Origin of the sequence: Ralstonia condita (assembly GCF_958405655.1) — a bacterium.
Taxonomy (GTDB): Bacteria; Pseudomonadota; Gammaproteobacteria; order Burkholderiales; family Burkholderiaceae; genus Ralstonia; species Ralstonia condita.
Map to the genome: position 1 here is coordinate 1 of NZ_CATYWO010000005.1, position 26,103 is coordinate 26,103.

24 protein-coding genes are annotated in these 26,103 nt (G+C 66.6%); 15 read left to right on the forward strand and 9 right to left on the reverse strand.

All coding sequences use genetic code 11. The features are described from left to right. Positions 1-94 precede the first annotated feature (94 nt). Entirely contained in the window at positions 95-1,252 is a 1,158-nt protein-coding gene (locus R2N03_RS15725) for a patatin-like phospholipase family protein (RefSeq protein ID WP_316658617.1), read from the forward strand. Between the two features lies 1 nt (position 1,253). Here the strand turns inward: R2N03_RS15725 and R2N03_RS15730 are convergent, their stop codons facing one another. Then, positions 1,254-1,934 (reverse strand): glutathione peroxidase, encoded by a 681-nt coding sequence (locus R2N03_RS15730; protein WP_316658618.1) that lies wholly within the window; start codon positions 1,932-1,934, stop codon positions 1,254-1,256. A 405-nt stretch (positions 1,935-2,339) separates the two neighbouring features. Here R2N03_RS15730 and R2N03_RS15735 point away from each other — a divergent pair, with 405 nt between their 5' ends. After that, positions 2,340-3,200, forward strand: a complete 861-nt coding sequence (locus R2N03_RS15735; protein ID WP_343228922.1) for a ferritin-like domain-containing protein — start codon at positions 2,340-2,342, stop codon at positions 3,198-3,200. A 69-nt stretch (positions 3,201-3,269) separates the two neighbouring features. Then, entirely contained in the window at positions 3,270-3,770 is a 501-nt protein-coding gene (gene rfaE2 / locus R2N03_RS15740) for a D-glycero-beta-D-manno-heptose 1-phosphate adenylyltransferase (RefSeq protein ID WP_316658619.1), read from the forward strand. A gap of 4 nt (positions 3,771-3,774) precedes the next feature. Here the strand turns inward: rfaE2 and R2N03_RS15745 are convergent, their stop codons facing one another. The 3 genes from R2N03_RS15745 to R2N03_RS15755 form a co-directional block, all read right to left on the reverse strand. Next, positions 3,775-4,536, reverse strand: a complete 762-nt coding sequence (locus tag R2N03_RS15745; protein WP_316658620.1) for an SPOR domain-containing protein — start codon at positions 4,534-4,536, stop codon at positions 3,775-3,777. A gap of 90 nt (positions 4,537-4,626) precedes the next feature. Further along, complete coding sequence (locus tag R2N03_RS15750) at positions 4,627-5,505, reverse strand: type III pantothenate kinase (protein ID WP_316658621.1); 879 nt, start codon at positions 5,503-5,505, stop codon at positions 4,627-4,629. Next, on the reverse strand, positions 5,502-6,374 hold the full coding sequence (locus R2N03_RS15755) for a biotin--[acetyl-CoA-carboxylase] ligase (RefSeq protein WP_316658622.1): 873 nt from the start codon (positions 6,372-6,374) through the stop codon (positions 5,502-5,504). The genes R2N03_RS15750 and R2N03_RS15755 overlap by 4 nt, the downstream gene beginning before the upstream one ends. Positions 6,375-6,550: 176 nt before the next feature. Here R2N03_RS15755 and R2N03_RS15760 point away from each other — a divergent pair, with 176 nt between their 5' ends. The 5 genes from R2N03_RS15760 (at position 6,551) to R2N03_RS15780 (ending at position 11,480) form a co-directional block, all read left to right on the forward strand. Continuing rightward, a complete protein-coding gene (locus tag R2N03_RS15760) occupies positions 6,551-7,675 on the forward strand; it encodes an MlaE family ABC transporter permease (protein ID WP_316658624.1) in 1,125 nt (374 codons plus the stop codon). Then, complete coding sequence (locus tag R2N03_RS15765; RefSeq protein ID WP_316658625.1) at positions 7,672-8,565, forward strand: ABC transporter ATP-binding protein; 894 nt, start codon at positions 7,672-7,674, stop codon at positions 8,563-8,565. The genes R2N03_RS15760 and R2N03_RS15765 overlap by 4 nt, the downstream gene beginning before the upstream one ends. Continuing rightward, positions 8,565-9,533: an MlaD family protein gene (locus R2N03_RS15770; RefSeq protein WP_316658626.1), complete on the forward strand. Its 969-nt coding sequence runs from the start codon at positions 8,565-8,567 to the stop codon at positions 9,531-9,533. Before R2N03_RS15765 ends, R2N03_RS15770 begins: the two co-directional genes overlap by 1 nt. A 9-nt stretch (positions 9,534-9,542) precedes the next feature. Further along, the gene (locus R2N03_RS15775) at positions 9,543-10,184 is read left to right on the forward strand and encodes an ABC-type transport auxiliary lipoprotein family protein (protein WP_316658627.1); all 642 of its coding nucleotides are present in this window, start codon (positions 9,543-9,545) and stop codon (positions 10,182-10,184) included. Between the two features lie 105 nt (positions 10,185-10,289). Beyond that, complete coding sequence (locus R2N03_RS15780; protein ID WP_316658628.1) at positions 10,290-11,480, forward strand: VanZ family protein; 1,191 nt, start codon at positions 10,290-10,292, stop codon at positions 11,478-11,480. Here R2N03_RS15780 and R2N03_RS15785 read toward each other — a convergent pair. Further along, positions 11,477-12,712 (reverse strand): rhizoferrin export MFS transporter, encoded by a 1,236-nt coding sequence (locus tag R2N03_RS15785; protein ID WP_316658629.1) that lies wholly within the window; start codon positions 12,710-12,712, stop codon positions 11,477-11,479. The genes R2N03_RS15780 and R2N03_RS15785 overlap by 4 nt on opposite strands. Beyond that, a complete protein-coding gene (locus R2N03_RS15790; protein ID WP_316658630.1) occupies positions 12,709-14,676 on the reverse strand; it encodes an NRPS-independent rhizoferrin synthetase in 1,968 nt (655 codons plus the stop codon). The genes R2N03_RS15785 and R2N03_RS15790 overlap by 4 nt, the downstream gene beginning before the upstream one ends. Positions 14,677-15,058: 382 nt before the next feature. On the opposite strand from R2N03_RS15790, the gene R2N03_RS15795 reads away from it, so the two are divergent. Together R2N03_RS15795 and R2N03_RS15800 are read left to right on the forward strand one after the other, a co-directional pair. Then, a complete protein-coding gene (locus R2N03_RS15795) occupies positions 15,059-15,277 on the forward strand; it encodes a hypothetical protein (RefSeq protein WP_316658631.1) in 219 nt (72 codons plus the stop codon). Between the two features lie 85 nt (positions 15,278-15,362). After that, the gene (locus tag R2N03_RS15800) at positions 15,363-17,465 is read left to right on the forward strand and encodes a phosphocholine-specific phospholipase C (RefSeq protein WP_316658633.1); all 2,103 of its coding nucleotides are present in this window, start codon (positions 15,363-15,365) and stop codon (positions 17,463-17,465) included. A gap of 185 nt (positions 17,466-17,650) precedes the next feature. Here the strand turns inward: R2N03_RS15800 and R2N03_RS15805 are convergent, their stop codons facing one another. The 3 genes from R2N03_RS15805 to R2N03_RS15815 form a co-directional block, all read right to left on the reverse strand. Beyond that, entirely contained in the window at positions 17,651-17,959 is a 309-nt protein-coding gene (locus tag R2N03_RS15805) for a hypothetical protein (protein WP_316658634.1), read from the reverse strand. Further along, positions 17,956-19,026, reverse strand: coding sequence for a DMT family transporter (locus R2N03_RS15810; protein ID WP_316658635.1), 1,071 nt, complete (start codon positions 19,024-19,026; stop codon positions 17,956-17,958). The genes R2N03_RS15805 and R2N03_RS15810 overlap by 4 nt, the downstream gene beginning before the upstream one ends. A gap of 177 nt (positions 19,027-19,203) precedes the next feature. Next, entirely contained in the window at positions 19,204-20,649 is a 1,446-nt protein-coding gene (locus R2N03_RS15815) for a PAS domain-containing protein (protein ID WP_316658636.1), read from the reverse strand. 264 nt (positions 20,650-20,913) lie between these two features. Here R2N03_RS15815 and R2N03_RS15820 point away from each other — a divergent pair, with 264 nt between their 5' ends. The 5 genes from R2N03_RS15820 (at position 20,914) to R2N03_RS15840 (ending at position 26,091) form a co-directional block, all read left to right on the forward strand. After that, positions 20,914-22,437 carry an aldehyde dehydrogenase family protein gene (locus tag R2N03_RS15820; RefSeq protein WP_316658638.1) on the forward strand — a complete coding sequence of 508 codons (1,524 nt, stop codon included), beginning with the start codon at positions 20,914-20,916 and terminating at the stop codon, positions 22,435-22,437. A 17-nt stretch (positions 22,438-22,454) separates the two neighbouring features. Continuing rightward, positions 22,455-24,188: a choline dehydrogenase gene (gene betA, locus R2N03_RS15825; RefSeq protein WP_316658639.1), complete on the forward strand. Its 1,734-nt coding sequence runs from the start codon at positions 22,455-22,457 to the stop codon at positions 24,186-24,188. Beyond that, positions 24,188-24,997, forward strand: coding sequence for a TorF family putative porin (locus R2N03_RS15830; RefSeq protein WP_316658640.1), 810 nt, complete (start codon positions 24,188-24,190; stop codon positions 24,995-24,997). Before betA ends, R2N03_RS15830 begins: the two co-directional genes overlap by 1 nt. 68 nt (positions 24,998-25,065) lie before the next feature. Beyond that, the gene (locus R2N03_RS15835; RefSeq protein WP_316658641.1) at positions 25,066-25,368 is read left to right on the forward strand and encodes a CBU_0592 family membrane protein; all 303 of its coding nucleotides are present in this window, start codon (positions 25,066-25,068) and stop codon (positions 25,366-25,368) included. Positions 25,369-25,629: 261 nt separating this feature from the next. After that, positions 25,630-26,091: a hypothetical protein gene (locus tag R2N03_RS15840; protein WP_316658642.1), complete on the forward strand. Its 462-nt coding sequence runs from the start codon at positions 25,630-25,632 to the stop codon at positions 26,089-26,091. The last annotated feature ends 12 nt before the right edge of the window (positions 26,092-26,103 follow it).

The following is a 26,103-nucleotide window of genomic DNA, read 5'->3' on the forward strand; positions in this document are numbered from 1 at the left end:
GCCTGGCCGCACACAGCGGCCACCGCCAAGCCCGCCGAACCCAGCGAGGCCTCGCCCGACGACGCGGACATCGCGTCCGAAGACAGCGACGTTGATGAGGCGCGGGGGCGCGCGCGCCGCCTACCAGGTGGGCGTGCTGCGCGGCATCGCACGGCTGGCGCGCGACACTGCGCCGAGCGTCACGCGCACGCCGTTCGACGTGATCTGCGGCACCTCCGCGGGGGCCATCAATAGCGTGGGACTGGCGCGTGGCGCACAGGATTTCACGCAGGCAACCGAGGCGCTCTCGCAGCTCTGGGCGAACCTGCACGCCGACCGCGTCTATCGCACCGATATCAGTCGCGTGGGCGCCAGCGGCGCGCGTTGGCTCACCGCATTGGCGTTCGGCTGGATGACCGGCCGCACGCCCCGCGCCCTCTTCGACAACACACCGCTGCGTGAACTGCTGGAAGCGCAGCACGATGGCCAGCAGGTGCAGGCCGCCTTCGAGGCGGGCGCATTGCGCGCGCTGGCCATCACGGCGCTGTCCTATACGACCGGGCGGCACGTCACCTTCTACCAGTCGCCGCATGTGGTGCTGCCATGGCGGCGTTCGCAGCGGATTGCGGTGACGGATGAGATCGGCGTGGCGCACATGCTGGCGTCTTCGAGCATTCCGTTCGTGTTTCCGGCCGAGCCGGTGCCGCTTGAGGGCAACGACGAGTGGTTTGGCGATGGCACCATGCGGCAGATGTCGCCGCTGAGCCCCGCCATTCATCTTGGCGCGAACCGTATCCTGGTGGTGGGGGCCGCATCCCGCTCTCAGCCGGGCTGGTACGACACGGTACCGGCCTCGGGCTATCCGTCCCTGGCGCAGATTGCCGGGCAGGCCCTTGCCAGCATCTTCCTCGATGGTTTGTCAGCCGATATCGAGCGCCTGCAGCACATCAACGCGATGGTCAGCCGCAACCCCGAGATTGCGGATGCACGCGATGGGTGGCGCAAGATCGAAGTCCTGGTGATGGCGCCGTCGGAGCGTATCGAGCTGCTCGCCCTGCGCCATGTCCAGCACTTGCCGAGCACCGTGCGCGCGCTGCTCAAGCCGTTGGGCGGCACGGAGGCCCGGGGTGCGGCGTTTGCCAGTTACCTGCTGTTCGAGCCCGAATTCACGCAGGAATTGATCGACCTGGGCGAGCGCGACGTGCAGGCCCGGCGCGACGAACTGGCCGCGTTTCTCTACGGCGTGGTGCCCGACACCGTTCGTGTCGCCTGAATCAATGGGGTGCCGGCTCGGCCAATAGCGCGCTGATGCGTTTGATGAGCGCCGGGTCCGTGGGCTCGACCTTGCTGGGGTACACGGCAACCACGCGGCCCTGGCGGTCCAGCAGGTACTTGTGGAAATTCCACTGGGGCGGCTGGCGTGTCTGCCCAGCCAGCCACGCATACAGCGGCGAGGCCCCCGGGCCGATCACCGCCGTCTTCGAAAACATCGGGAACTTCACGCCGTACGTGTTGTAGCAAAAATCGGCGATCTGCTTGCTACTCCCGGGTTCCTGCTCGAAGTCGTTGGACGGGAAGCCGAGCACCGTCAGCCCCTTGTCGCGGTATTTGGCGTAAAGCGCTTCCAGGCCCTCGTATTGATACGTGTAGCCGCAATAGCTGGCTGTATTGACGATCAGCACCACCCGGCCGGCGTACTGGCAGAGGTCTTGCGGAGCATCATCCTGCAAGCGCTTGACGCGAAAGTTCAGGCTTGCCGGGCACGCGCCGGCCACAGCGGGCGCAGCGGTCTGTGCAGCGGGTGCTGCGGCATGACCCGTACGCGGCAGCAGCAAGGCGATGATCGCAATGACGATGGCAATGGCGATCAGCAGCACATGGTGGCGGCGCAGTACGCCAGACGTGTGCCGGGGCAGGGGCCGGCGACGCGCCTGAACGATGGCGGAATACAACATGTCATATCTCCGTGAGCAAGCAAGGCATGAACTGACTTCAGTCTAGGGTATAAAGCGGCGGGATTTGGGCGTTCGGCGCACCAAAAGTGCTTCATATGCGACACATCGGCCGCCGCCCCGAAACGCTGCGCTCTCTATACTGGAGGGCAGCCGGGGCACCGAGACGGCTCGCCCGGAATAAGACGACGGCCAGGACCGTCCGACACATCGCGGCACACCGCGAGACGACGCGCCGGAGACCGGCGCGTCAAAAGGGGGCCGCCAAGCCACGGTGGGTGCGTGGCGTTGGGGGGCCTGTTGTGATGAGGAAACGGGCAGGCGCCATTCTTCGCCCCGGTGAACACGAAAAGCCGGGGGCGGTCAAGCATGTCTGCTAGAATCCGCCTGCAAATTCAAAGGCTTACCATGCTCTATCCCGAATTGTTCAAGTCGTTGGAAGCGGTCCGCTGGAATATGGAAAAGGATATTCCGTGGGACACGTTCGATGCGTCGCTGTTGACCGACGCGCAAGCGCAGACCATCAAGATGAATGCCATCACCGAGTGGTCAGCCTTGCCGGCCACCGAGATGTTCCTGCGTGACAATCGTCACGATTCCGATTTTTCGGCGTTCATGAGCGTGTGGTTCTTTGAAGAGCAGAAGCACTCGCTGGTGCTGATGGAATATCTGCGCCGATTCCGTCCGGACCTGGTGCCGACCGAAGAAGAGCTGCACAATGTGCGCTTCGAGTTCGATCCGGCCCCCCCGCTCGAAACCCTGATGCTGCACTTTTGCGGCGAAATCCGTCTGAACCACTGGTACCGCCGTGCCTCCGAATGGCATACCGAGCCGGTCATCAAGGCGATCTACAAGCATCTGTCGCAGGATGAAGCCCGCCACGGCGGCGCTTACCTGCGCTACATGAAGAAATACCTGGGCCAGTTCGGCGACAGCGCGCGCAGCGCATTCGCCAAGATCGGTGTGCTGATGGCCTCGGCCCGCCGTACCGAAAAGCCGCTCCACCCCACCAACCTGCACGTGAACAAGGCGTTGTTCCCGCAAGACACGGTGCAATCGCGCCTGCCGAACCCGGACTGGCTGGAGCACTGGCTCGACGAGCAGATCAAGTTCGATGCCGGCTGGGAAAAGAAGGTCATCGAGCGCATTCTGCACAACATGGGTCTGCTGTTCGAGCGCACCTTCGAAACCGTGCAGGACCTGAACCGCTACCGTAAGGAACTGAACGCGCGCCTGCTCGGCTCGGCCGGTGCCGAACAAGCGGCTTGATCCTGCCTCTGGCAGCCAGCGGCCCATCGATTCGATGGGCCGTTTTGTTTTCCACTTTCACCCTGTTCCATGACCACCGCTCGCCAGCCCGCACCCGCCTTTGAACAGAAGATCTGCGACTCCGCCGATGTGGAAGCCCGCGTGCGCGCCTTGCCGCGCCCGATCGTGTTCACCAACGGCGTGTTCGACATCCTGCATCGGGGGCATGCGACGTACCTCGCGCAGGCGCGCGCCCTGGGCGCGTCGCTGGTGGTGGGCGTGAACACCGATGCTTCCGTGCGCATGCTCGGCAAGGGCGATGACCGCCCGCTCAACACGCAGGACGACCGCCTGGCCGTGCTGGCGGCGCTCGAATCGGTGAGCCTGGTGGTGTTGTTTGCCGAGCGCACGCCGGTCGAGCTCATCCAGCGCGTGCGTCCCGACATCTACGTCAAGGGCGGTGATTACGACATCGACGCGCTGGAAGAAACGCGCGTGGTACGCGGCTGGGGTGGCACGGCGCTGGCCATTCCGTTCGAGCACGACCGCTCGACCACGGCGCTGCTCAAGCGCGTGCGCGCGACGTCCTGAGCGATCAGCGCGATGCTGTGACTGCGGCAGCCGGCGAGGCGCAGGCGCGCAACTCATCGGCGCCGAGCGTCTTTCTGAGGGTTGCCAACTGGGCCGCAACGCCAGATGCCACGTCGGGCGACGTGGTCACACGCAGCCATGTGCGCGCGGCGCTGCGGTGCGTTTCCGTCATCACGGCGGTTCGCACGTCCTTGGCGTGCAGATCGTCCAGCCGCTGCTGCGCGCGCGCCTTGTCGCGGAACAGGCCCAGCGACACCACGAACGCATTCCCCTCCTGCACGATGGCCGAGTCGCTCACGTTGCGGCGCTTGAGTTCGCTGACCTTGCGTTCGGCGTCGTCGCGCATGTCGCGGGCAGGCATGTGGACCCACCAGCGGGCGTCTTCCTGGCGTGAGATGCGTTCGACCTGCACGCCGGCCATCCCCTTGAGCTGATCGATACCGCGCGCGGCCTGCGCATCGGACAGGCCGCCGAGCTCGTTGCAGGTGCTGACCGTGTCGGCTGTGGAGAGGGCCGTGCGTTCGATGGAGGCTTGCGCCGCCGATGGCGCAGATGCGGGTGCAGCCGGAGCCGGAGCCGCCCCCGACGCCGGCGCTGGCTCCAGAATGCGAATCTCGTCGGTGCGGATCTGGCGGCGCATGCGATCCGGTTCGCGCTCGCTCTCGAACCAGGCGTTCGCGACATCGGGCCCGAAGACGCCGGTGTTGGCCGCCAGCAGAGCGCCGTTGACGAGCAGCAGGAGCAGCAGGGCGAGGCGAAGCGTCATGGTGCGAACGGACGTGGATTCGGATGGTGGCTCGGAATGCAGGAACACGGTGGCGACAGCAGCGGTAAGACGAGTACGGCGGACGGGCCTTCAGTCCGGCATCGCGATGCCTTCACGGCTTGCGCGCGCCAGCACCTGCAGGCCAAGCAGCACGAGATTATCGTGCATCTGGAACGGCAGGCGCAGATGCGGGGCCAGCGCGGTGCGGGCGCCTCCGCTCAGCACGCAGCGTGCCGGACCGGGATAGCGCGACTGGAGGGTCTGCCACGTCTGCGCGATGGCGCCCGCCTGCGCGGTGACGCAGCCCAGCGCGATGGCGTCTTGGGTGTTGTCTGCCCACGGCGGTGGCGCGACATCGCGCTTGCCGAGGTATGCGATGTCCACTTCCGGCAGCTGGGCCGTGTTGCGCGAGAGTGCGCGCATCATCAGCGTGATGCCGGGCAGGATCAGCCCGCCGGCAAACAGCCCGTCGGGCGTGATGATGTCGAGCGTGGTGGCCGTGCCGGCGGTCACAAGCAGCAGGGCGGTATCAGGCCACAGGCCGCGTGCGCCCACGGCGCCGACCCAGCGGTCTGTGCCGAGCTGCGTCGGTTCTCGGTAGCCATTGCGCAGCCCGGCGGTTGCGGCTTCCGACGCGGCAATGCGCACGCGCGCACCGTCAAACACGCGCGCGATGCGCGCCGTCAGCGCGTCGCGCAGGGCCGGGCCCGCCACCGCGCTGATCCACACTTCGGGCGGGGCGACCTCTGCCTCATGGCAGTCGCGCCAGTCTTCCACCAGTTCAGCGAGTTGATCGTGCGGGCGCGCGCCGGCATGCTGCCATGGACCGCTGCCGGCATTGCCGGGCGCATCAGGCGGTGTATCAATACCGCCGGCTATCCATGCCCACTTGATGCGGGTGTTGCCGGCATCGATCAGCAACAGGGGGCGCGCTGCGACGGGAAGGACGGGGGCTTTCAAGCGCGTCATGGCTGCGCCGCGCTGGCTGCGCGCAAGGAGACTTCGCCGCTGTGGACCCATTGCACGCGCCCGCCCGATTCGATGGCCAGGCGGCCGTGCGCGTCAATGCCGTGCGCCACGCCTTCAAGCACGACGATGCCGTCCTGCCAGAGTTGTACGCGCTGGCCGGCAAAGGCGTCGCGCGCCGCAAACGGCGCGACGAAAGGCGCGAGCCCCTGCGCGCCAAAGCGTTGCAGGTGTTCACCCAGGGCAGTGAGCAGCGCCGAGAACACCGCGTTGGGCTCCGGTGCGTCCACCAGTTCTTCCACGCCAGACAGTTCGCGGCCCAGCGCGTTTTCCAGTGCACGCGGGCGTTCCAGGTTCAGGCCGATGCCGATGACCGCCCAGGTCTGCCCGGGCGCGTTACGTACGGTTTCGACCAGAATGCCAGCCAGCTTGCGCCCGGCGATCTGCACGTCGTTGGGCCACTTGAGCGCCAGGGCCTGGCCACTGCCGCCGTGGCTTTCCGCGTAGGTTGCCACGGCATCGGCCACCGCCACGCCGACAGCCAGGCTGAGGCCCGCCAGCTGGGCGGGTTCGCCGGCAAAGGCACAGGCGACGGAAAAGGTCAGGCCGTGATCTCCATTCCACGGCCGGCCTTGCCGGCCGCGCCCGGCAGTCTGACGCTGGGCGCCCAGCACGCGGGCGGCCAGCAGTGGCGCGGGACCTGCGCCGGCAGCATGGCCGGGCCAGGCCGCTTCCCGCACGGCAGCCATCAGGTCAGCGTTGGTGGAGCCAGTGGCCTCGACGACGTCGACCGGCCAGTCGGCCGCGGGGCCGGTGGGCTGGATGCGTTCGCGCGACAGGCGCCAGCGCGCGGAAGGTTCAGCGACAAACATAACAGGCAGGCGATCGGGTTCGCGCAAGAGATGGGCGCATTGTACGAGCGCGGCCTCCAAACCGCGGTCCGGCGCTTGCGACAAGCTGCGCATGAGGCCCACAGTGTGACAGCGTCGGGCAGCGCGTTGGCTACAATTCGACCGATATCCGGCATCACCCGCCCACGGAGCACCGTTTGATCACTTGCCGTACGCCTCAACTGGAGATTCGCCTTGTCGATGGGCGCTCCGTCGCGTTCCTTTCGGGCGACTGGACCACGCTCGCGCTGGCCGAACGGGCCGGCGTGCGCAGCGCGCGGCAGCAGATCCGGGCGGGGCTCGACAACGCCAACGCCTGGTGCCTCACCGAGGTCGGTCGCATCGATCACTTCGGCGCGCAGCTGCTCTGGCGCGCCTGGGGCAACCGGTGGCCGGAACACCTCGACGCCCGCCCGGACCAGCGCCGCATGATCGACCGCGTCGCGAGGCTGGACCCTGGCGGCTGGAAACAACGCCTCGCACCGCGCATCAACCCGGTGGCCATCCTTGGCGAAGGCATGCTCGAGTTCTTCGACCACGCCCAGGAAGGCATCGCCATGGTGGGCCAACTGATGTTCGATGCCGTGCGCTTCCTGCGCGCACCGCACCGGGGGCCGTGGCGGGAGATCTCCGCCAACATCTACAGCACCGGCTACAAGGCGCTGGGCATCACCGCGCTGGTGGGTTTCCTGATCGGCATCGTGCTGAGCTATCTGTCGGCGAATCAGTTGCGCGTGTTTGGCGCCAGCATCTTCATCGTCAACATTCTCGGCATGGCGATCATCCGCGAGCTGGGGCCCGTGCTCGCGGCGATCCTGGTGGCGGGACGCTCGGGCTCGGCCATCACTGCGCAGATCGGCGTGATGCGCGTGACCGAAGAGCTCGACGCGATGCGCGTGATGGGCATCTCGCATGGCTTCCGGCTGATTCTGCCCAAGGTGATTGCGCTGGCGATCGCCATGCCGCTGCTGGTGGCGTGGACAGACCTGCTCGCGCTGGCCGGCGGCATCCTGGCCGCCAAGTTCCAGCTCGACATCAGCCCGACCTATTTCATCACCGCGCTGCCCGATGCGGTGCCGGTGGCCAACCTGTGGCTGGGTATCGGCAAAGGCGTGGTGTTCGGCATGCTGATCGCGCTGGTGGCATGTCATTTTGGCCTGCGCATCCAGCCCAACACCCAGAGCCTGGGCGAGGGCACGACCACGTCGGTGGTGGTGTCGATCACCATCGTGATCCTTGCCGATGCCGTATTCGCCATCCTCTTCAAGGATGTCGGGATATGACGCGGCCACGCCACCCGCACGTCGAACGTTCGTCCGCACCGGACGCGCCTGCCGCCACGCCCATCACGCCGGCCCGTGAGCGCGTGATCGAGGTGCGCAACGTCACCAAGCGCTATGGCAGCGTCACGGTGCTGGAGGACATCGACCTCTACGTGTTTCGCGGTGAGGTCCTGTCCATCGTGGGCGGATCGGGCAGCGGCAAGACGACGCTGCTGCGCCAGGTGGTGGGGCTGGAAAAGCCCACGTCAGGCACGATCCAGATCTTCGGAGAAGAGCTGACCTGCCAGGTCGGCAATGAATTGCAGTCGATGCGCAACCGCTGGGGCATGCAGTTTCAGCATGGCGCGCTGTTTTCGGCGCTGTCGGTCATCGACAATGTGGCCTTGCCGATGCGCGAGTTGCGGACGTTGCCCGATGACTTCGTCGTGCGTGTGGCGATGCTCAAGCTGCAGATGGTCGGGCTCAAATCGACCGATGCCGACAAGATGCCGTCGGACCTGTCTGGCGGCATGATCAAGCGGGTGGCGCTGGCGCGGGCGCTGTCGCTGGAGCCCGAGCTGGTGTTTCTCGACGAGCCGACCGCTGGGCTCGACCCGCGTGCCTCGGATGACTACGTCGCGCTCATCCGGGAGTTGCGCCAGGAACTGGGCCTGACCGTGGTGATGGTCACGCACGATCTGGACACGCTGGTGGCGCTGTCCGACCGCATCGCCGTGTTGGCTGATCACAAGGTGGTGGCGGCCAAGCCGATCGAGCAGCTCATTCAGATCGACCATCCGTTCATCAAGGAATATTTCCTGGGCGAGCGGGGGCAGCGGGCCTTGCTGGCGCTGGGGCCGCAAATGACGGAAGCGGTGGCCGCGGCCTCGCTTTCGACGCAGGAGGATTGATGGAAAACAAAGCCCACGCATTCCTGGCCGGGCTGTTCACGATCGGGCTGATCATCTTCATCGGGCTCGCAGTGATGTGGTTCAACCGCGACCAGACGGTGCGCGTGCCATACGACGTGGTCACGCGCTCGACCGTCAACGGGCTGAATCCGCAGGCCGCCGTCAAGTACCGTGGCCTGGACGTCGGCAAGGTCGACAGCATCCGCTTTGATGACAAGGTGCCGGGGCAGATCGTGGTGCGCGTGCTGGTCGACAAGGACGCGCCCATCACCACCACCACGTATGGCCGGCTTGCGTATCAGGGCGTGACGGGCCTCGCCTATGTGCAGCTCGACGACCGCGGCTTCGACAACAGCCAGCACGCGCCCAGCCCGGTGCGCCTGGCCACCTCCCAGAAGGACCCCGCTCGCATCCGCATGGATGCCGGCTTCCTCGACGAACTCGACAAGCGCGGCGACCAGATGCTGTCCAAGATCGACCAGACGCTGAGTTCGCTGTCCATCATGTTCGATGAGGAGCACCGGCAGCAGATCACCGATTCGATGCAGTCCTTCAGGAAGACGATGGACGCGTACAGTGCGCTCGCACAGCAGGCACAGCCGACCCTGCGCAAGCTGCCGCAGATCGCCGATAACCTGGACGCGACGCTGGCGTCCACGCGCAAGCTGTCGCAGTCACTGGCTGACCCCAAGGGGGCGCTGATGATGATCCTGTCCGGCGCGGGTGCAGACCTCACGACGGCCACGCAGTCGATGCAATCGGCTGCCAACGTGCTGACCTACGAGACACTGCCCCAGCTCAACGGCTTCGCACGTGAGGCGCGTCAGGCGGTGCGTGGTTTCGACCATGCCGTGACCGATTTCAACGCGCGGCCGCAAAGCGTGCTGTTCGGCCCCGCGCCCGCCATGCCGGGCCCCGGTGAGACCGGATTCAACGCGCCTGCCGCCCGGGCTTCGGCCCAGCCCTGAGGAGACCCCATGCTGATGTTGTCCGCTGTCTTCCGTCGCGCGCTGGCGTTATCAGCGCTGGCCGCGCTGGCCGCGTGCTCGAGCGCACCGGCCACGCCCACCGCGCTCTACGATTTCGGCCTCGCCCCTGCCGCCAGCAGCGGCGCGCGCCTGCCCACCGCGCTGCGCGTGACCGAGGTTGCCGGCCCCGGCTGGATGGACGGCAATGCCATCTATTACCGCCTCGCCTACGCGCAGGGCCAGCGTACCGACGCCTATGCGAACAGCCGTTGGGTGGAGTCGCCCGTGAACCTGTTCGATGCGCGGCTGCGCAACGCGGCGGCCGCGCGTGGGCGGGTCATCAGCTACGCCACGCCGGACGTGCCATCCCTGCGTGTCGAGCTGGTCGATTTCTCGCAGGTATTCGACCGCCCGGATGCGAGCCGCGGCGTGGTGCGCTTGCGGGCGACGGTGTTCCAGTCACGCGGGGTCGTCGACCAGCGCGTGGTCCAGGCCGACGCGCGCGCGCCCAGCCCGGATGCCGCCGGCGGCGTGGCGGCGCTGACCCAGGCCTCGGACAAGGCGATCGGCGAGGTGCTCGACTGGGTGGCGGGCTTGCCGCTGGGTGGGGCTTCACCGGTTGCGGGGTCTAATGGTGGGCGCCAGCCCTGAGCCCTCCGCCGGATGGAGGAATCCTTCTTGATGTGCCGCACCGGACGCTATCATGGGTGACTTTCCTGTACGTCCGTTCCTTCTCGTTGACTGTAGCGCCCTCCGGTGACGGACCTCCACTCGCAACCCGCCGCACCTGTTCCGCATCGCCACTCGCCGCTTGCGCGCGCCGGGCTGGGATGGTTCGTGCTCCTGGTGATCTACGCCAGCCTGTATCCGTTCGCGGGCTGGACCGACACGGGCGTCTCGCCGTTTGCGTTCCTGACCGCGCCCCTGCCGCGCTACAACACGAGCTTCGACCTGCTCACCAACGTCTGGGGCTATATGCCGCTGGGTATGCTGACGGTGCTGGCAGCCCATCCGCGTATCACGGGCTGGCGGGCGGTGCTGCTGGCGCTGCTGGCCGGGCTGCTGCTCTCGGGCGCCATGGAAGCGATGCAGACCTATCTGCCCACGCGCGTATCGTCCAACGTCGACCTGGCGACCAACACCATTGGCGCCCTGCTGGGCGGCATCGTCATGGTGCCGTTCTCGGCGCGGCTGATCGATCGCGGCGGGCTGCGTCGCCTGCGCCGCCGCTGGTTCGAGCCGTATGCCACCTTTCCGATCCTGTTGCTGCTGGCATGGCCGTTCGCGCAGATCTTTCCGCAGGAGTTCCTGTTCAGCATGGGCGGAGTGATCCGCAGCATCCTGCTCGATCCGTCGCCGGATGCCTTGGTGGTGAACCTCGTCAATGGCTGGTTCCCGGCGCTCTTCGATTGGCATGACAAGTGGCAGGCGCACCCGGAAGCGTTGCAGCGCCAGGAACTGCTGGAGGCGCTCATCACCGCGTGCAGCTGGATCGGAACCGGGCTGCTGGCCACCGTGTCCATGCGCCGCGGTGCGCCCATATTGCGCCTGCTGGCGGCACTGCTGGCCGGTGCGCTGCTGGTGAAGGCCGGTGCGACGCTGCTGCAGTTTCCATCGGGCGGGGCCTGGGACTGGCTGTCGTCCGGCGCGCGCTTCGGGCTGATCGTCGGGTCGCTCGTGCTCGTGCTGCTGGTCCGGCTGCCGCGCTGGCTGCGCGGTGCGCTGGCCATGACGCTGCTGATCGCGCTGATCATCCTCTCCAACGTGCTGCCTCCGAGCCCCTACTCCTGGGTGTCGGCGCAAGCTTGGCGCCTGGGGCGCTTTGTCCATTTCAACAGCCTGTCGCAATGGATCGGCTGGCTGTGGCCGTTTCTCGGCCTCGGCTACCTCGCCTGGCGCGCCGAGCAGACGCATCTGCAGCGGCGCGCCGGACGTCAGCCCCGCTAGGCGCTGAGCTCCGCGGATGCGGTGTGCGATGCGCCCGCACGGCGCACCGCGAGTAGCGCCGCGAGCGCCGCCAGGTACATCCCGGTCATGGCGACAAAGCCCGCGCGCCACCCGAACAGGCCCGTCGACAGCGCGGCCACGCCCAGGCCGATGAGCGCACCGCCCTTGGCCGCGCTGCTGCACAGCCCCAGGGCAAAGCCTTGACGATCTTCCGGGCTGGTTTCCACGACCAGGCTGTTGAGCACCGGCAGCAGGCCGCCGAGGCACAGGCCCCACGCCAGCCGGGCGACGATGAAATCGGCTTCGCCCTGCGCGAGCCCTTGCCAGAGCGAAATGCCTGCGCAGACGGCGGTCAGCGCACAGACGCGCCCCAGCGTGACATGCACGGGCAGGCCCGCAAAACGCTGTGCCCACCAGCGCGCAGACAGCGCCAGTGTCGCGGCCGTGGCGCTGTACGCCAGACCTGCCAGCATAACCGACCCATGCAGCGTCTCGGTGATATACGGCGCGAGGAAGCTTTGCGGCATGACGCGCGCGGCCTGCACTGCCACCATGCCGAGCAGCAGGCCGATCACCAAACCGCCCAGCGGCGCGCGACGTGCCTGGCGAGCATCGGTGTCCCGCTCGGTCTCGGATCTAGGCGCGGGCTTGATCGCGGGCAGGCAGAACATCGCCAGCGGAATGCACGCCAGGATCACGACCGCCCCCGCCGTGTTGGCCATCCGGAAGCCCATCAACCCCACGAGCCATGCGCCGACCGGCGGCGCCATGAAGCTGCCACACGCCGTGACGGTCTGCAGATCGGCGAAGACGCGTCGGCGCATGTCGGCCGGCGCCACTCGCATGGCGTAGATCTGTGCGGCCGCCAGGAAGCCGGCGAGGCCACCTTGCACCGTGCGCGCCAACAGCACGCTCGCCGCCGAGTCTGCATAGACCGACCACAGCTGTGACGCCGCCAGCGCGACCAGCGCCCGCAGGATCATCGGCTTGGGCCCGACACGGTCGGCGAGGCGCCCCCACCATGGCGCGGTGACGAGCGTGGCGGCCATCGGTGCAAAGTACGCTGCGCTCGCCACCCACGCGAACGGCACGTGCGGCACCGGTGACAGCTCGCGCAGGAACAGCGGCCAGAACGGCCCCGTCATTTCCATTGCGCCCATTGAAAGGGCCTGGATGACGAGGAGCCACCGGATGGCCCCCCGCCACGCGTCCACAGTCGTTGCCGGGTTCATGCGCGAGCTGCTGCAGCCAGCGGATTGGGCAACGCGGCGTGCATGTCGTCGGACTGGTCGCGCAGGCGCATGCGGACGAACGTCTTGAATGTCCATGGCGCTTCGAGCAGCGCGTGGCGCTCGTGCGCCCAGGTGTCGGCATCCAGCGCTGGGCGGTTCGCATCGAACACGGCGTGCATGGCGTCACGCCAAAGGCGCAGCCCGACCTTGCTGCCCTGGTCGGGAAACAGCGCCAGCGCCAGCTCACCGATATGGCACAGCAGGAAGGCGTGGATGAGCTTCTTGCGCGGAATGTCGCGATCGGGATACGTCGTGTGGCCGGCGCGGAACGGTTCGATCGAGAAGCCCTGTGCCTGCAGCGTCGGCAACGCGATCTTCACGTCGCCAAAGTCACGCACCACCAGCAGCTCCGGCATGCCGGCCTCGCTGATGACGACGAAGGTGTTCTGCTGATGCGCTTCCAACGCCATGCCGTAACGCAGATAGAGGCCGACGATGGCCGGAATGGCGACGCCCAGGTACGCCTCAAAGAAACGCGCGGCGCGCTCGGCGCGGGTGCCGTCGGCCTGGCGTGCGAGCACGGTGTCGAGCAGCATCGGCGCCGCCGCGTCGGTGATGTCGGCCGTGAAGTCCGGTGTGAAGAGGGCGCCGACCGGCAGCAACCGCGCGTTGCCGGCAATGCGCGTGGTGGGGTTGTCGCGCACGATCATCGACAGATGCCGGGCGCGATCGTCATCCGTGCCGGCCACGTGGATGCCGTGGCGTTCGGGCACGATCGACAGGACGCTCGCCAAGCCTGCGTCGACCGCAAGGATGCGTTCGAGCAGGGCACTCACGCGCGGGCCCATCACGGCCGACTTGGGCGACACAGTGCGCTCGACGCTGGTCAGCCGCATGCTCACTGGCAGCTTGAGCATCGGGCCGCCCGGCGCGTCGGTCGCGGCCAAGGTGCGGAATGACATCGTGGGCCGGGCGGCAATGTTGATGTCCGGTAGGTGGAGCAGTTCGCCTGCAGTAAATTCAGCGGCAAAGGTCTCACCGAGTGTCGTGTCGCGCTGCCATGGGTGGACGGGCAGCGGCAGCCACGCTTCGGGCGCGAGCCGGCGTGCCAGCAAGGCTTTGCGAAACGCCGCCATGGTTTCGGGGAAGGTCGCCGCGAACCAGTGGGCGTACGGCTGCACACCCTCCATCGTGGTGACCTGCAGGCGATGGGCCGCCACGGCCACCACGCCGATGGGCACCTGCGCCTCGAACTCTGGTGAGAGCTCGATGACCTGCTCGGGCGCGAGCCCCAGCCGCGTCTTGTAGGCCGGATGCCACGGATGCCCGCCGGTGCCCCACTGCTCGGTACGCGCCAGGGCGTGCGGCGTGCCATCGCCGCAGAGCAGGGCGAGCGCGTCTTCCGACGCCGCAACGCGATGCTCGGCGGCGAGACGCTCACCCCGGACCAGTCGATAGGCCTGGCACAGCGTGTCGTTGTCCTGGCTGTTGTCGAGTTCCGTCGCGAGCCGCGCAATGGCGGTCAGGCGATGGGCATCGGTGGCATCGCCGATCTCCAGCATCGGTGCGAGCCAGTGGAGCAGCGTGGATGGACGTTCAATGGGCGTCGCCGGACGATCGTGCGCCAGGACGGCGACATCGCCCGCCAATGTCCAGCTACCGAGCGCGCCCGACCGCAAACCGGCAAAGCGCAGCAACACGCGCTGCTGCCAGATCGGCAGCAATGTCACATCGGCGCGGGTGTCGGCGATGAGCTGGTCTGCGTTGAGCAGCGCTTCACGAAACAGCGCCTGCAGCAGGCGCGACAGGACACGTCGGCGTGCCAACTGCTGCGCTGCCGACCAATGTTCGGTCTGCACGCCGGCCTCGAGCAGCGCAGGAATGGATTCAAGGGTCAGGTTGCCGGCCGCAGCGGCAGCAGATGCTGTTCGGGTTTGAGCGGCGGTATCAGATCGACGTTGCACGAGGGCTCCTACGGGACATGAGCGTGTGCAGGCGAGCGGGGCTCGGCCCTGCAGCACAGGGGGTCCAGATGTAGGGGCCGCTTCTGAGGCAGGCGGGCGTGCAGCGCTCCCGTGTGGAAGCCGCAAGGACAGTCGTTCTTCTACTGCCACGGGCTTTGCGGGCCGGCTGAGTTCAGCCGCGCAAAGGCGTCATTGCGTGCATTGCAGTGTAGATGAGAATCGATCGCATTTGCAACACTATTCCATCCATTTGTCGGGGGCAGGGATCGCGCCGGCGTGCGCCGTCTTCACGCAACCGACATGAATCCTTTCTACCTTAGCGCGTGGTGAGCAGACGGCGCGCGCCGCACAGTCCGGCTCGCTGACGTCATCAGGAGGTGTCGTGTCCGCTAACCGAAAGGCCAGCGCTCCACGCCGCGTGCGCGTGTTGGTGTCGGGTGGCGTCGCGCTGCTCGCCCTCGTGTTGAGCGGCTGTGATGCGGCTGATCCGCATGTGCCGGCCGTGGTGCGTGCGCCCGCTTCCGTGCCGCCTGCCTCGCCGGTGCAGGCCGTTGCGTCGCAAAACGGCCTGGCGCCGCCCGTGATCCATACCGTCGACTGACTTTGCGCACGGTGTTCAGTCAGTCGCTGCCCGTGTTGTTTCCTCCCCCCAACCCCAAAAAGCACACAGACATCAGGACGAGAACATGACCTCCAACAGTCGCCGTGGTTTTCTCCGTTCCGCCGCCCAGTTGGCTGCTGCATCCGCAGCCATGGGCGCGGTGCCCGAAGGCATTCGCCAGGCGCTGGCGATTCCCGCCCATAACGCGCACCGCAATATCGAAGACGTGCAGCACATCGTGATCCTCATGCAGGAGAACCGCTCGTTCGACCATTACTTCGGCACGCTCAGGGGCGTGCGCGGGTATGGCGACACGCGCACCGTCACGCTGCCGACCGGCAAGAGCGTGTGGCATCAGCCGATGGCCGGGGGCGTGGGCGAAGTGCTGCCGTTCCGGCCGAGCGCGCCGGACCTGGGCCTGCAGTTCCTGCAAGACCTGCCGCACGGCTGGAACGACACGCACCTCGCCGTCAACGGCGGCCGTTACGATGGCTGGGTCCCGCACAAGGGCACGACCACGATGGCCTACCTGACGCGGCAGGACATTCCGTTCCACTACGCGCTGGCCGACGCCTTCACCATCTGCGACGCCTATCACTGCGCGACACCCACGTCGACCGACCCGAACCGCTACTACATGTGGACGGGCTATGTCGGCAACGACAACGTCGGCGGCGGCCCCGTGATCGACAACGCAGAAGCCGGCTACGGCTGGTCGACATATCCGGAAGTGCTCGAAGCCGCCGGCATCTCGTGGAAGATCTATCAGGACATCGGCACGGGCCTGGACGCCGCAGGCTCCTGGGGCTGGACGAGCGACGCCTACATCGGCAACTACGGCGACAACGCGCTGCTGTACTTCAAGCAATACCAGAATGCACAGCCCGGCAGCCCGCTGTACGACAAGGCACGCACCGGCACCAACGCCGCGGCCGGCGACGGTTACTTCGACATCCTCAAGCGCGACGTGCAGAACGGCACGCTGCCGCAGGTGTCGTGGATTGCCGCGCCAGAGGCCTTCTCCGAGCACCCGAACTGGCCGGCCAACTATGGCGCCTGGTACATCGACCAGGTCCTGCAGATCCTGACCTCCAACCCCGAGGTGTGGAGCAAGACGGCGGTGTTCGTCACATATGACGAGAACGACGGCTTCTTCGACCACCTCGTGCCGCCGTTTGCATCGTCGGGCAGCAATGGCCTGTCGACGGTCGACACCACCGGCGAATATTTTCCCGGCGACAGCAAGTACGGCGCTGGCAGCTACGGCCTGGGCCAGCGCGTGCCGATGCTCGTGGTATCGCCGTGGTCCAAGGGCGGCTACGTGTGCTCGGAAACGTTCGACCACACGTCGATCATCCGTTTCATCGAACAGCGCTTCAAGCGCACGCACAACGTGCGCTCGCCCAACATCTCGAAGTGGCGTCGCGCCGTGTGCGGCGATCTGACGTCCGCGTTCAACTTCGCCACGCCCAATGAGGTGGTGCCCACGCTGCCGAGCACCGCCGCCTACGTGCCGAAGGACAAGCTGCGCCACGCCAGCTACGTGCCGCTGCCGCCGCTGGTGCAGGCCGTCCCCGAGCAGGAGGCCGGCGTGCGCCCGTCACGCGCCTTGCCGTACGAGCTGTTCGTGCGCGGTCGCCAGGACGAGGCCGCCAGCAAGTTCGAACTCGACTTCGTCAACACCGGCGATGTGGGCGCAGCCTTCCTCGTCTACGCCGCCGGCAGCCCCGACGCGCCGCGCACCTACACCGTGGAGGCCGGCAAGCGCCTCTCCGACAGGCTGCCGGTCGGGGCGGGCGGCGCGTATGACTTTACGGTGCATGGCCCGAACGGTTTCCTGCGCCGCTTTGTCGGCAAGCTCGCCTTGTCTGGCCTGCTGCGTCCGCGTGGCCGCGCGCTGGAGGTGAAGGAGGGCTACGACGTCGCCAACGGCAATCTGCAACTGCGTCTCATCAACCACGGCGGCATGCCGACGCTCTTCACCATCAAGAGCGCCTATACCGGCGAGAGCGTGCAGCGCGAAGTGCGTGGCGGTGAAGATGCCTCGGTGTATCTGGATCTGCGCGGCCAGCATGCCTGGTACGACGTCAGCGTTACCGCCAGCATCGATATTGCCTTCGAGCGCCGTCTCGCCGGCCACGTCGAGACCGGCCGTGCCAGCGTGTCAGACCCCACCCTGAGCGCCTGAGTCGAAGCGCAGGCCGGCAAACAAAACGGCCCGCTGGCGCGATCCGCCGGCGGGCCGTTTCCATATCGATGCGCGGTCTCAGAGTTGCCGCGTGTAGGTGCGTGCCTGATACAGCGCCAGCGCGCTCAGGCCGACGATCACCACGATCGCCAGCACATCGGCAAACGGGTAGCCCCAGTAGTGCGTCATGGCGTGGTCTCCTTCGGTTCGGGTTCGAGATCGATGAGTCCGGTATCGGCCATGCGCTGGCGGCCGAACTCGGTGATGGCGTAGCGGAAATGCATCTTTCCCGTGGCTTCATCCAGCGCGTCTTCCGGCGTTTGCACGAGGCCGCCGGAGTACAGGTCGGCAAGGATGGCCCGGATGCTGCCCGTCCAGTAGTCGTCTTCCGGCTTGCCGTACTCCTGGCAGGTGCGATGTGCGATATCGCCGTCCCAGCGTGCCTTGCCTGTGGACAGCAACTGGAGGATGTAGCCCTTCATGTGCAGTTTCATGCGTGGGTCTCCGACGGGGTTGCCGGTGCCACACCGCGAATGACTTCCAGGTTCTCGGCGTTTTCCGACACCATGACGAAGCCACCGAAGATCACCAGCGCGAGCCCGATCACGAAGTACCACTCCGGAAACTGCAGCGTGAAGATGGCCGTGAAGAGCGTCGCAAACATGGCATAGAACGCGCCCAGCGCCTGGCCGCGTCCGACGCCGATCAGCGGGAACGACTTGTACCAGGCTACCGCGCAGAACGAGAACGTGAGCCCGCCCACCGTGAGCCAGAGCAGCGCCTTGCTGTGCAGGATGCCCGCCGCGATCTCGGTGACGGGAACGGGCACCTGCGCAAACCATGCGATGGCGGGCAACACGAAGGCGACCCAGTAGATGGCCTCTGCGGTGTAGCGGATCGAGACGCCGCAATCCGGGTCCGTCACGTCCATCGCCCGGCCGACGATCGCGCCTTCCAGCCCCCAGCCCACGGCTGCCATGGCGCCCCCCAGGTAGCCGATCCACGCGTTGCCGTCGCCGTGCGACTCGGCCATCAGCGCCGGCGCATAGATGGCTACGCCGCCCAGGATGATGATGGCGATGCCCACCGCCGCCCGCGCGCTGATGCGCTCGTTGTACCAAAGCTTGGCCACCGTGGCGCCGACGACCGGGTACAGCAAGCCGGCGACTGCTGCGAACACCGCACCCACATAGCCCATTGCCAGATACGAGCCGAAGTTGGCCATCAGGCCCCCGGCCACTGCCGCGATGAAGTACCAGCGGGAGATCTTGCGGAATTGGCCGAGGGTCCGGAAGTAGTCGCCGAGCTTGCCGAGCGTGCCAAGCCACACCCACTGGAAGACCATCACCATGCAGCTATGGACAGCCGTGATGACGGCTGCACACGTCAGGAAGATCCGCGGATCGGAAAGGTCGAGCGCTGCAAAGGGCGATTCGTGCCACACGGCCGTGCCCGGCACATACCAGGCGCCCCACAGGACCGCGGCCCACAGCGCCCAGCGGTAGCCCCACTGCAGGGTGCGTCGATGATGCGCCGCGCGGGCGACGGAGGAAGCAGACAAAACGGTCTCCTTGTTCTGGACGCGCGGCACACCGGGGCGGCCAACGCGTGAGTTACTGGAGGTCTAGAAATAAACCAGGGGTGTTTTCGGGTGAGTCTGTGCCGGCCCTCCAGGCATGCCGGAAACTCCGTCGCAAGCGTCGGACGGAAGGGTGAGAAGGGGGACGCCCGCAAGCGACTACGACGCCCCGGCTTCGGGAACCGTGTCAACCACGGTAATGAGATGCAGCGGTGCTTCAGTGGCTGGATCCCGGGCCAGCGAACTGGTCAGCCGGACCCGCACGGCCGATCCATCGCCGCGTACCAATTGCAGCGTCAGCGCATAGGCGGGCACCGTCCCGCCGAGCAGTTCGCCGTATTCGCGCAGGTGACGAGCGAGATCATCGCGATGCGTCAGGTCGAGCAGCGTACGCTGCTGCAGCATGGCTTCGGGCTGGCCCAATAGCGTGCACAGCCACGGGTTGGCTCGCAGGCAGCGGCCTTCCAGGCTCACCTGCGCGATGCCGACCGGCGCCTGCTCGAACAACGTACGCAGCTTGGCCTCGCTGTCGCGGAAGGCGGCTTGCGCGTCCATCTCGGCCGTCACGTCCTGCGCGGCACCGATCATCATCGGCGTGGCGCCGGACGCGTCCTGCGGCTCGCCTTCTTCGCGAAGGTGCCGGCGCGTGCCGTCGGGCAGGGCGATCGTGTATTCCACGCGATACGGCTGGCGTGTGGCGACGGCCTGGTCGAGCACGGCCTGCACGCGGGCACGGTCGGCCGGAACGATCGCCTCGAGGTAGCGCGCCATCGAGACCGGCGTAGCCTGAGGTATCCAGCCAAAGAGGCGATATGCCTCGTCGGTCCAGCGGCAGGCGTCGGTGCCGGGTTCCCAGAGCCAACTGCCGAGATGGGCGATCTGCTGCGCCTTGGCGAGCAGCGCCTCGGAGTCGCGCAGGGCAGCCTCCGCTGCATGGCGCTCGGTGGTGTCCAGGCTCAGGCCGATCATCTTGACGGGCCGGTCCTGCGCGTCGCGCACGAGCGTCGCGCGGGAGATGATCCAGCGCACCGTATCGGGCGCCGGAGCAATGCGGAATTCGTGCGCGTAGACTCCGCCGGCCGCCAGGTTCTGCGCGATGGCAGCCTGCACGCCCGGCACGTCTGCGGGGACGACGCATTGCCAGAAATCGTCCAGCGTGCGGATCGCTCGGCCGAACAGCCGCGCCACGTTGGGCGAGTACGCGACCGCATCCGTCAGCAGGTTCCACTCCCAGGTGACCACGCCGGAGATCTCCTGCGCGAACGTCATGCGCGCCTCGCTTTCCATGATGGCGGCCAAGTGCTTCTGACGGCCTTCCCGGGCGCGGGCATCGGTAGTCAGGCTCGCTTCCAGATCGGCAAGCGCGCGATCGCCGTAGCGCAGCCAGAGCCAATTCACGTTCAGGAACCGCGCCAGCGCCAGCAGGTTGGCGTATTCGATTTCGCCGCCGCGCGTCCATTTGTGCACCGCCGAAGGCGATACCCCCAGCGCCGCCGCCACCTGTTTGAGCTGGATACGGCCGCGCGTCAGCACGCCTTTGAGGCGGCCGGCGAAGCTGTCGTCATCAAGCGGGCCGTCGGACGGCGGAAGTGCAGCGGCGGTCATGAAAGGGAATTCACTGGAAGTTGTTTGCGACAGTATAACGGCTTAAAAATAGCGAAAAACTATGAAATAAAGTGATTGGTAGCCCATAACGATTGGCGTCAGGCAACTAATTCTTTCTAGACTAGTCGAAAATTCTCCAAAGGTAAATAAAAACACTGATAGTGAATTTATGGGTCGCCGCGCTGGGTGCGTCCGTTGAGGCGCAACGGTCGGCATGTCGGGCGCCGTCTTCCTCGGGCGCCAGCCATCAACCGGTTACTGGATATGACGCAAGTTTCCCTCTCCACCGATCTCCGCTCCGCCACCGTGGCGCCTCGTCTCGATCTGTATATCGACGGCCGGTGGGTGCCGCCCGAAGGCGGGGTGTACCGCGATATCGTCGATCCGGCCACAGAGAACGTTCTGACGCAGGCTGCGGACGCCTCGGTTGCCGACGCCCAGCGTGCCATTGCTGCCGCGCGTCGCGCGTTCGACGAGGGCCCGTGGCGTGAGACCGGCGCGCGCGAGCGGTCGCGCCTTCTCAACCGCGTTGCGGACGCCATTGACGCCGACGCAGAGCACCTGGCGACGCTCGAATCGCTGAATACGGGCAAGACGCTCGTCGAGAGCCGCTGGGATATGGATGGCATTGCCGCCACCTTCCGCTACTTCGCGGGGCTGGTGGCGACCGAGTCGGGTCTGATCAACGAAGCGCCGTCGCATGTGATCAGCCGCACGTTGCGCGAGCCGGTGGGCGTGTGCGGCCTGATCACGCCGTGGAACTACCCGCTGCTGCAGGCGGCATGGAAGATCGCCCCCGCGCTGGGTGCGGGCAACACGGTCATCGTCAAGCCGAGCAACCTGACACCTCTGACCACCCACCGCTTGACCGAACTGCTCATCGACGTCGGCTTGCCGGCGGGCGTCTTCAACCTCGTCACGGGGGCGGGCGAAGCGGGGGCCGAGCTGTCGCGCAACCTGGACGTGGATCTGGTGTCGTTCACGGGCGGTGCGGTTGCCGGGGCGGCCGTCATGCAGGCGGCCGTCGGCAACTTCAAGAAGATCGCGCTGGAGCTGGGCGGCAAGAACCCGAACATCATCTTCGACGATGCCGATTTCGACGCCGCTGTGGACTACGCACTGAATGCGGCGTTCTTCCATGCCGGGCAGGTGTGCTCCGCCGGCTCGCGGCTGATGCTCCAGGACGGCATCCATGACCGCTTCGTCGAGGCGCTGGTCGAGCGCGTCAAGCGCATCCGCTTGGGCAACGGCTTTGCCGAGGGCACGCAGATGGGGCCGGTGCAATCGGCATTCCAGCGCCAGAAGATTCTCAACCTGATCCACGCTGGCGTGCACGAAGGCGCAGTGCTGCGCTGCGGAGGCAAGGTGCCGGCAGGCGAGGCATTCGAGCGGGGCTTCTGGCTGGAGCCGACCGTGCTGACCCACGTGCACGACGACATGAAGATCGCCACCGAAGAGATCTTCGGCCCCGCGCTCACCGTCGAGCGCTTCGCAACGGAAGACGAGGCGGTACGCCGCGCCAATAACACGCCGTTCGGCCTGGCCGGGGCGGTGTGGACGCGCGATCTCGATTGCGCCAACCGCGTGAGCCGCGCATTGCGTTTCGGCACCGTCTGGGCCAACGACTATCACCCGTACTTCCCCGAAGCGCCTTGGGGCGGCTACAAGGCCAGCGGCATCGGCCGGGAGCTCGGTCGTGGCGGCCTGGACGAGTACACCGAGCTCAAGCACAGCTATATCAACCTCGCCCCGAGCCCCATGCGCTGGTTCGGTGCGGACGTGCAGTGACAATGGGAGGGCCAGTTTTGACGACGAACACCGTACAGGAATACGACTACATCATCGTGGGCGCGGGCTCTGCCGGCTGCGTGCTGGCAGCGCGCCTGACCGAAGACCCGGGCGTGACCGTCCTGCTGCTCGAGGCGGGCGGTCCGGACCACCGCTGGGATTTCCGCACGCAGATGCCGGCCGCACTCGCGCATCCGCTGCAAGGCACCACGTACAACTGGGCCTACGAAACCGAGCCCGAGCCACACATGAACAACCGCCGCATGGCGCAGGGGCGCGGCAAGGGGCTGGGCGGCTCGTCGCTCATCAATGGCATGTGTTTCATTCGCGGCAACGCGATGGATTACGAGCGCTGGGCGAGCGATTTCCAGCTGGACGACTGGACCTACGCCGATTGCCTGCCGTACTTCCGCAAGTCGGAAACCTACGACAAGGGCGCCAACGACTGGCATGGCGATGCCGGCCCGCTGCACGTCACCACGCCCAAGCGCGACAACAGCCTGCTCTTTCACGCCTTCATCGAGGCGGGAGAGCAAGCCGGCATTCCGGCCACCGACGACCTGAACGGCTATCGCCAGGAAGGCCTGGGCCCGATGGACCGCACCGTCACCGCCAAGGGCCGCCGCTGCAGCACCTCGCTTGCCTATCTGGACACCGCTCGCCGGCGCCCGACGCTGACGGTGTTACCGCGAGTGCTGGCGGATCGCGTCCTCTTCGAGGGGACGCGCGCAGTGGGTGTGGAGGCGCTGATGGATGGACAGCGCCAGACGTGGCGCGCGCGCCGCGAGGTGATCGTGAGCAGCGGCGCCATCGCTTCGCCCCAACTGCTGATGCGTTCGGGCGTGGGCAATGCCGACGAGCTGCGCGCGCTGGGTATCCATTCCGTTGCGCATCTGCCGGGCATGGGCGAGAACCTGCAGGATCACCTCGAGATGTACATCCAGTACGAGTGCATCCGGCCAGTCTCGATCTATCCAGCGACGCTCTGGTACAACAAGCCAAAGGTGGGGCTGGAGTGGTATCTGCACGGCAGCGGCCCCGGCGCGAGCAATCATTTCGAAGCGGGTGGCTTCATCCGCAGCGACGACAGCGTCGAGTGGCCGAATCTCCAGTATCACTTCCTGCCGCTGGCCGTGAACTACGACGGTAGCAATCCGGTGCGGATGCACGGGTTCCAGTGCCACGTCGGGTCAATGCGCTCGCCCTCCACGGGTTACGTCAAGCTGGCCTCGCGTGACCCGCGCGACAAGCCGCGCATCCTCTTCAACTACATGGCCCATGACGTGGACTGGCGGGAATTTCGCGCCGGTGTGCGCATCACGCGCGACATCATCGCGCAGCGGGCATTCGACGCATACCGCGGACGCGAAATCAGCCCCGGCCCCGGCGTACAGACCGATGCCGAGATCGACGCCTTCGTGCGCAGTCATGCCGAGACTGCGCTGCATCCGTCCTGCACCTGCAAGATGGGGCCGCCCAACGATCCGATGGCCGTGGTCGACCACGAAGGCCGCGTGCATGGACTCGACGGACTGCGCGTGGTCGATGCGTCGATCATGCCGCGCATCGTCACCGGCAACCTGAATGCACCGACCATCATGATCGCCGAGAAGATCGCCGACCGCATCCGCGCTGTGGCCCCGCTCGCGCGCGCCGAAGCCGCGTTCTACGTGGCCGGCAAATCGCCGCTGCAGGCGCCGCTGCCGGCATCGACGCGAGCGCTCGTGGCTGATGAACTGGTGACGGCCTGATGCGCCGGTGCCGAACTGCATCGGTGCTGGGCGGGGCGGTGGCGTGCCTGGCCGCGCCGCCCGCGTGGGCGGACGGTGTGACGGTGAGCGAGAGCAAGCGCTGGTCGGCCAATGCCTCGGTCGTCTCGCAGTACGTCTCGCGCGGCTTGCGACAGACGTGGGGCAGGCCGGCGCTGCAGGCCGGTGTCGACTACACCGCGCCGAATGGCTTTTACGCCGGTGCCTGGGGCGCACAGGTGAGCAGTCACGTCATCGCAGGCGGCCATGCCGAGATCGACACCTACGTCGGCTACGCCGCCACGACAGCGCACGACATCGCGCTCACCACGGGGCTCTACCGCTACTGGTATCCCGGCGCGCGCTACGACCGGGCATTCGCGGGCGGCCCTGCGACCGGCTACGGCTATACCGAATGGATGGTCGGCGCCGGCTGGCGCGGCGTGTCGGTCAAACTGTGGACGTCGCTGTCGAACTACTTCGGTCTCGATGGCAACACGCTGGCCGATGGTATCGACAAGGGCTCCCGCGGCTCGACCTACGCCGAGATCAACTGGGCGGTGCCGATCGGCAGTGATGTCACGCTCGGCCTGCACGTGGGACATGAGCACGTGCGGCACCACAGCGCGTTCAGCTTCACCGATTACCGCATCGAACTGTCGCGGCCCCTCAACAAGTCCTTGACCGTCTCAGCGGCCTTCACCGGCGCGGACGCGCCTGCCTATGCCAGCCAGGCATCCGCGCGCAATGGCATCGATCGCATGACGCTCGGGCGCCGCACCGTCGCGCTCAAACTGACGGCGACGTACTGAACCGCGTCCGGCGGAGGCTTCTCCTCGCAACCCTTTCTCCACCACCATCGCTCTGAGAGCAACACACCATGGCCTCCCTGGGTTTTACCGACGTTGTCGGTCTGGTCGGCGTCGCCGCCTATGTTTCGGCGCACTTTGGCGTGCAGGTCCTGCACAAGCCGCCGACTGGCGCATTTGCCGTTCGCCTCAACCTGCTCGGACCGACGTGCATCCTCATTTCGCTGATGGGCGCGTTCAACCTGGCGTCGTTTCTCACGCAGTGCTTTTGGCTTGCGCTGACGCTGATGGGCTGGTGGCGTAACAAGCAGGCGGGGCGCGTGGTGATGGAGGCACCCGGGGCGCCGCGCCCGGGACGGCCGGCCCAGCCATGACGCCGCGCCAAGCAAGGGAACGCCGCGCCACTGTGCGCGGCTTTTTCTTTCAGCAACAAGGTGCCAAAACCAACAGGGTTCTTCCGTTCCGACGTGCGGGGTGATGTTCAAGGCACGAAAACGGCATTCCACTATTGTTGATGATAAGGGAACAGTCTTTTCTTGGATCATTCATTTATCAATCAATGGCAACGATCTATTCTGGTCACAAGCGCAACGAACCGAGCGCAACCGAACATCCAGATCCATCAGGAGTCAATCATGAACACCCGTCTCGCAACCGCTTTCTCCCGCAACGCTCTGCTGGCCCTGGTGGCCACAGTGTCCGCTTCCGCCGCTCTGCTGGCGGCTCAACCGGCCGCTGCTGCTGTGCAAAGCGCTGCCGATCCCTATACGCAGGGCGCCGTCGCCAAGGCCGATCCGTACACCCAGGGCGCTGCCGCCAAGTACGACGTCTACACCCAGGGCGCGGACCGCCAAGCTGATACCTACGGCTATCTGTCGTGGAAGAACGACCGCTTCGATCCGTACACCCAAGGTGCCGTCGCCAAGGCTGACCCGTACACCGATGGTGCAATCGCCAAGGCTGATCCTTACACACAGGGCGCTGCCGCCAAGTACGACGTCTACACGCAGGGCGCCGACCGTCAGGCCGACACTTACGGCTATCTGTCGTGGAACGGCGATGCCTCGTATCCGAAGGACGCCGCTTCGCAAGCCTGATCGAGCCGCACC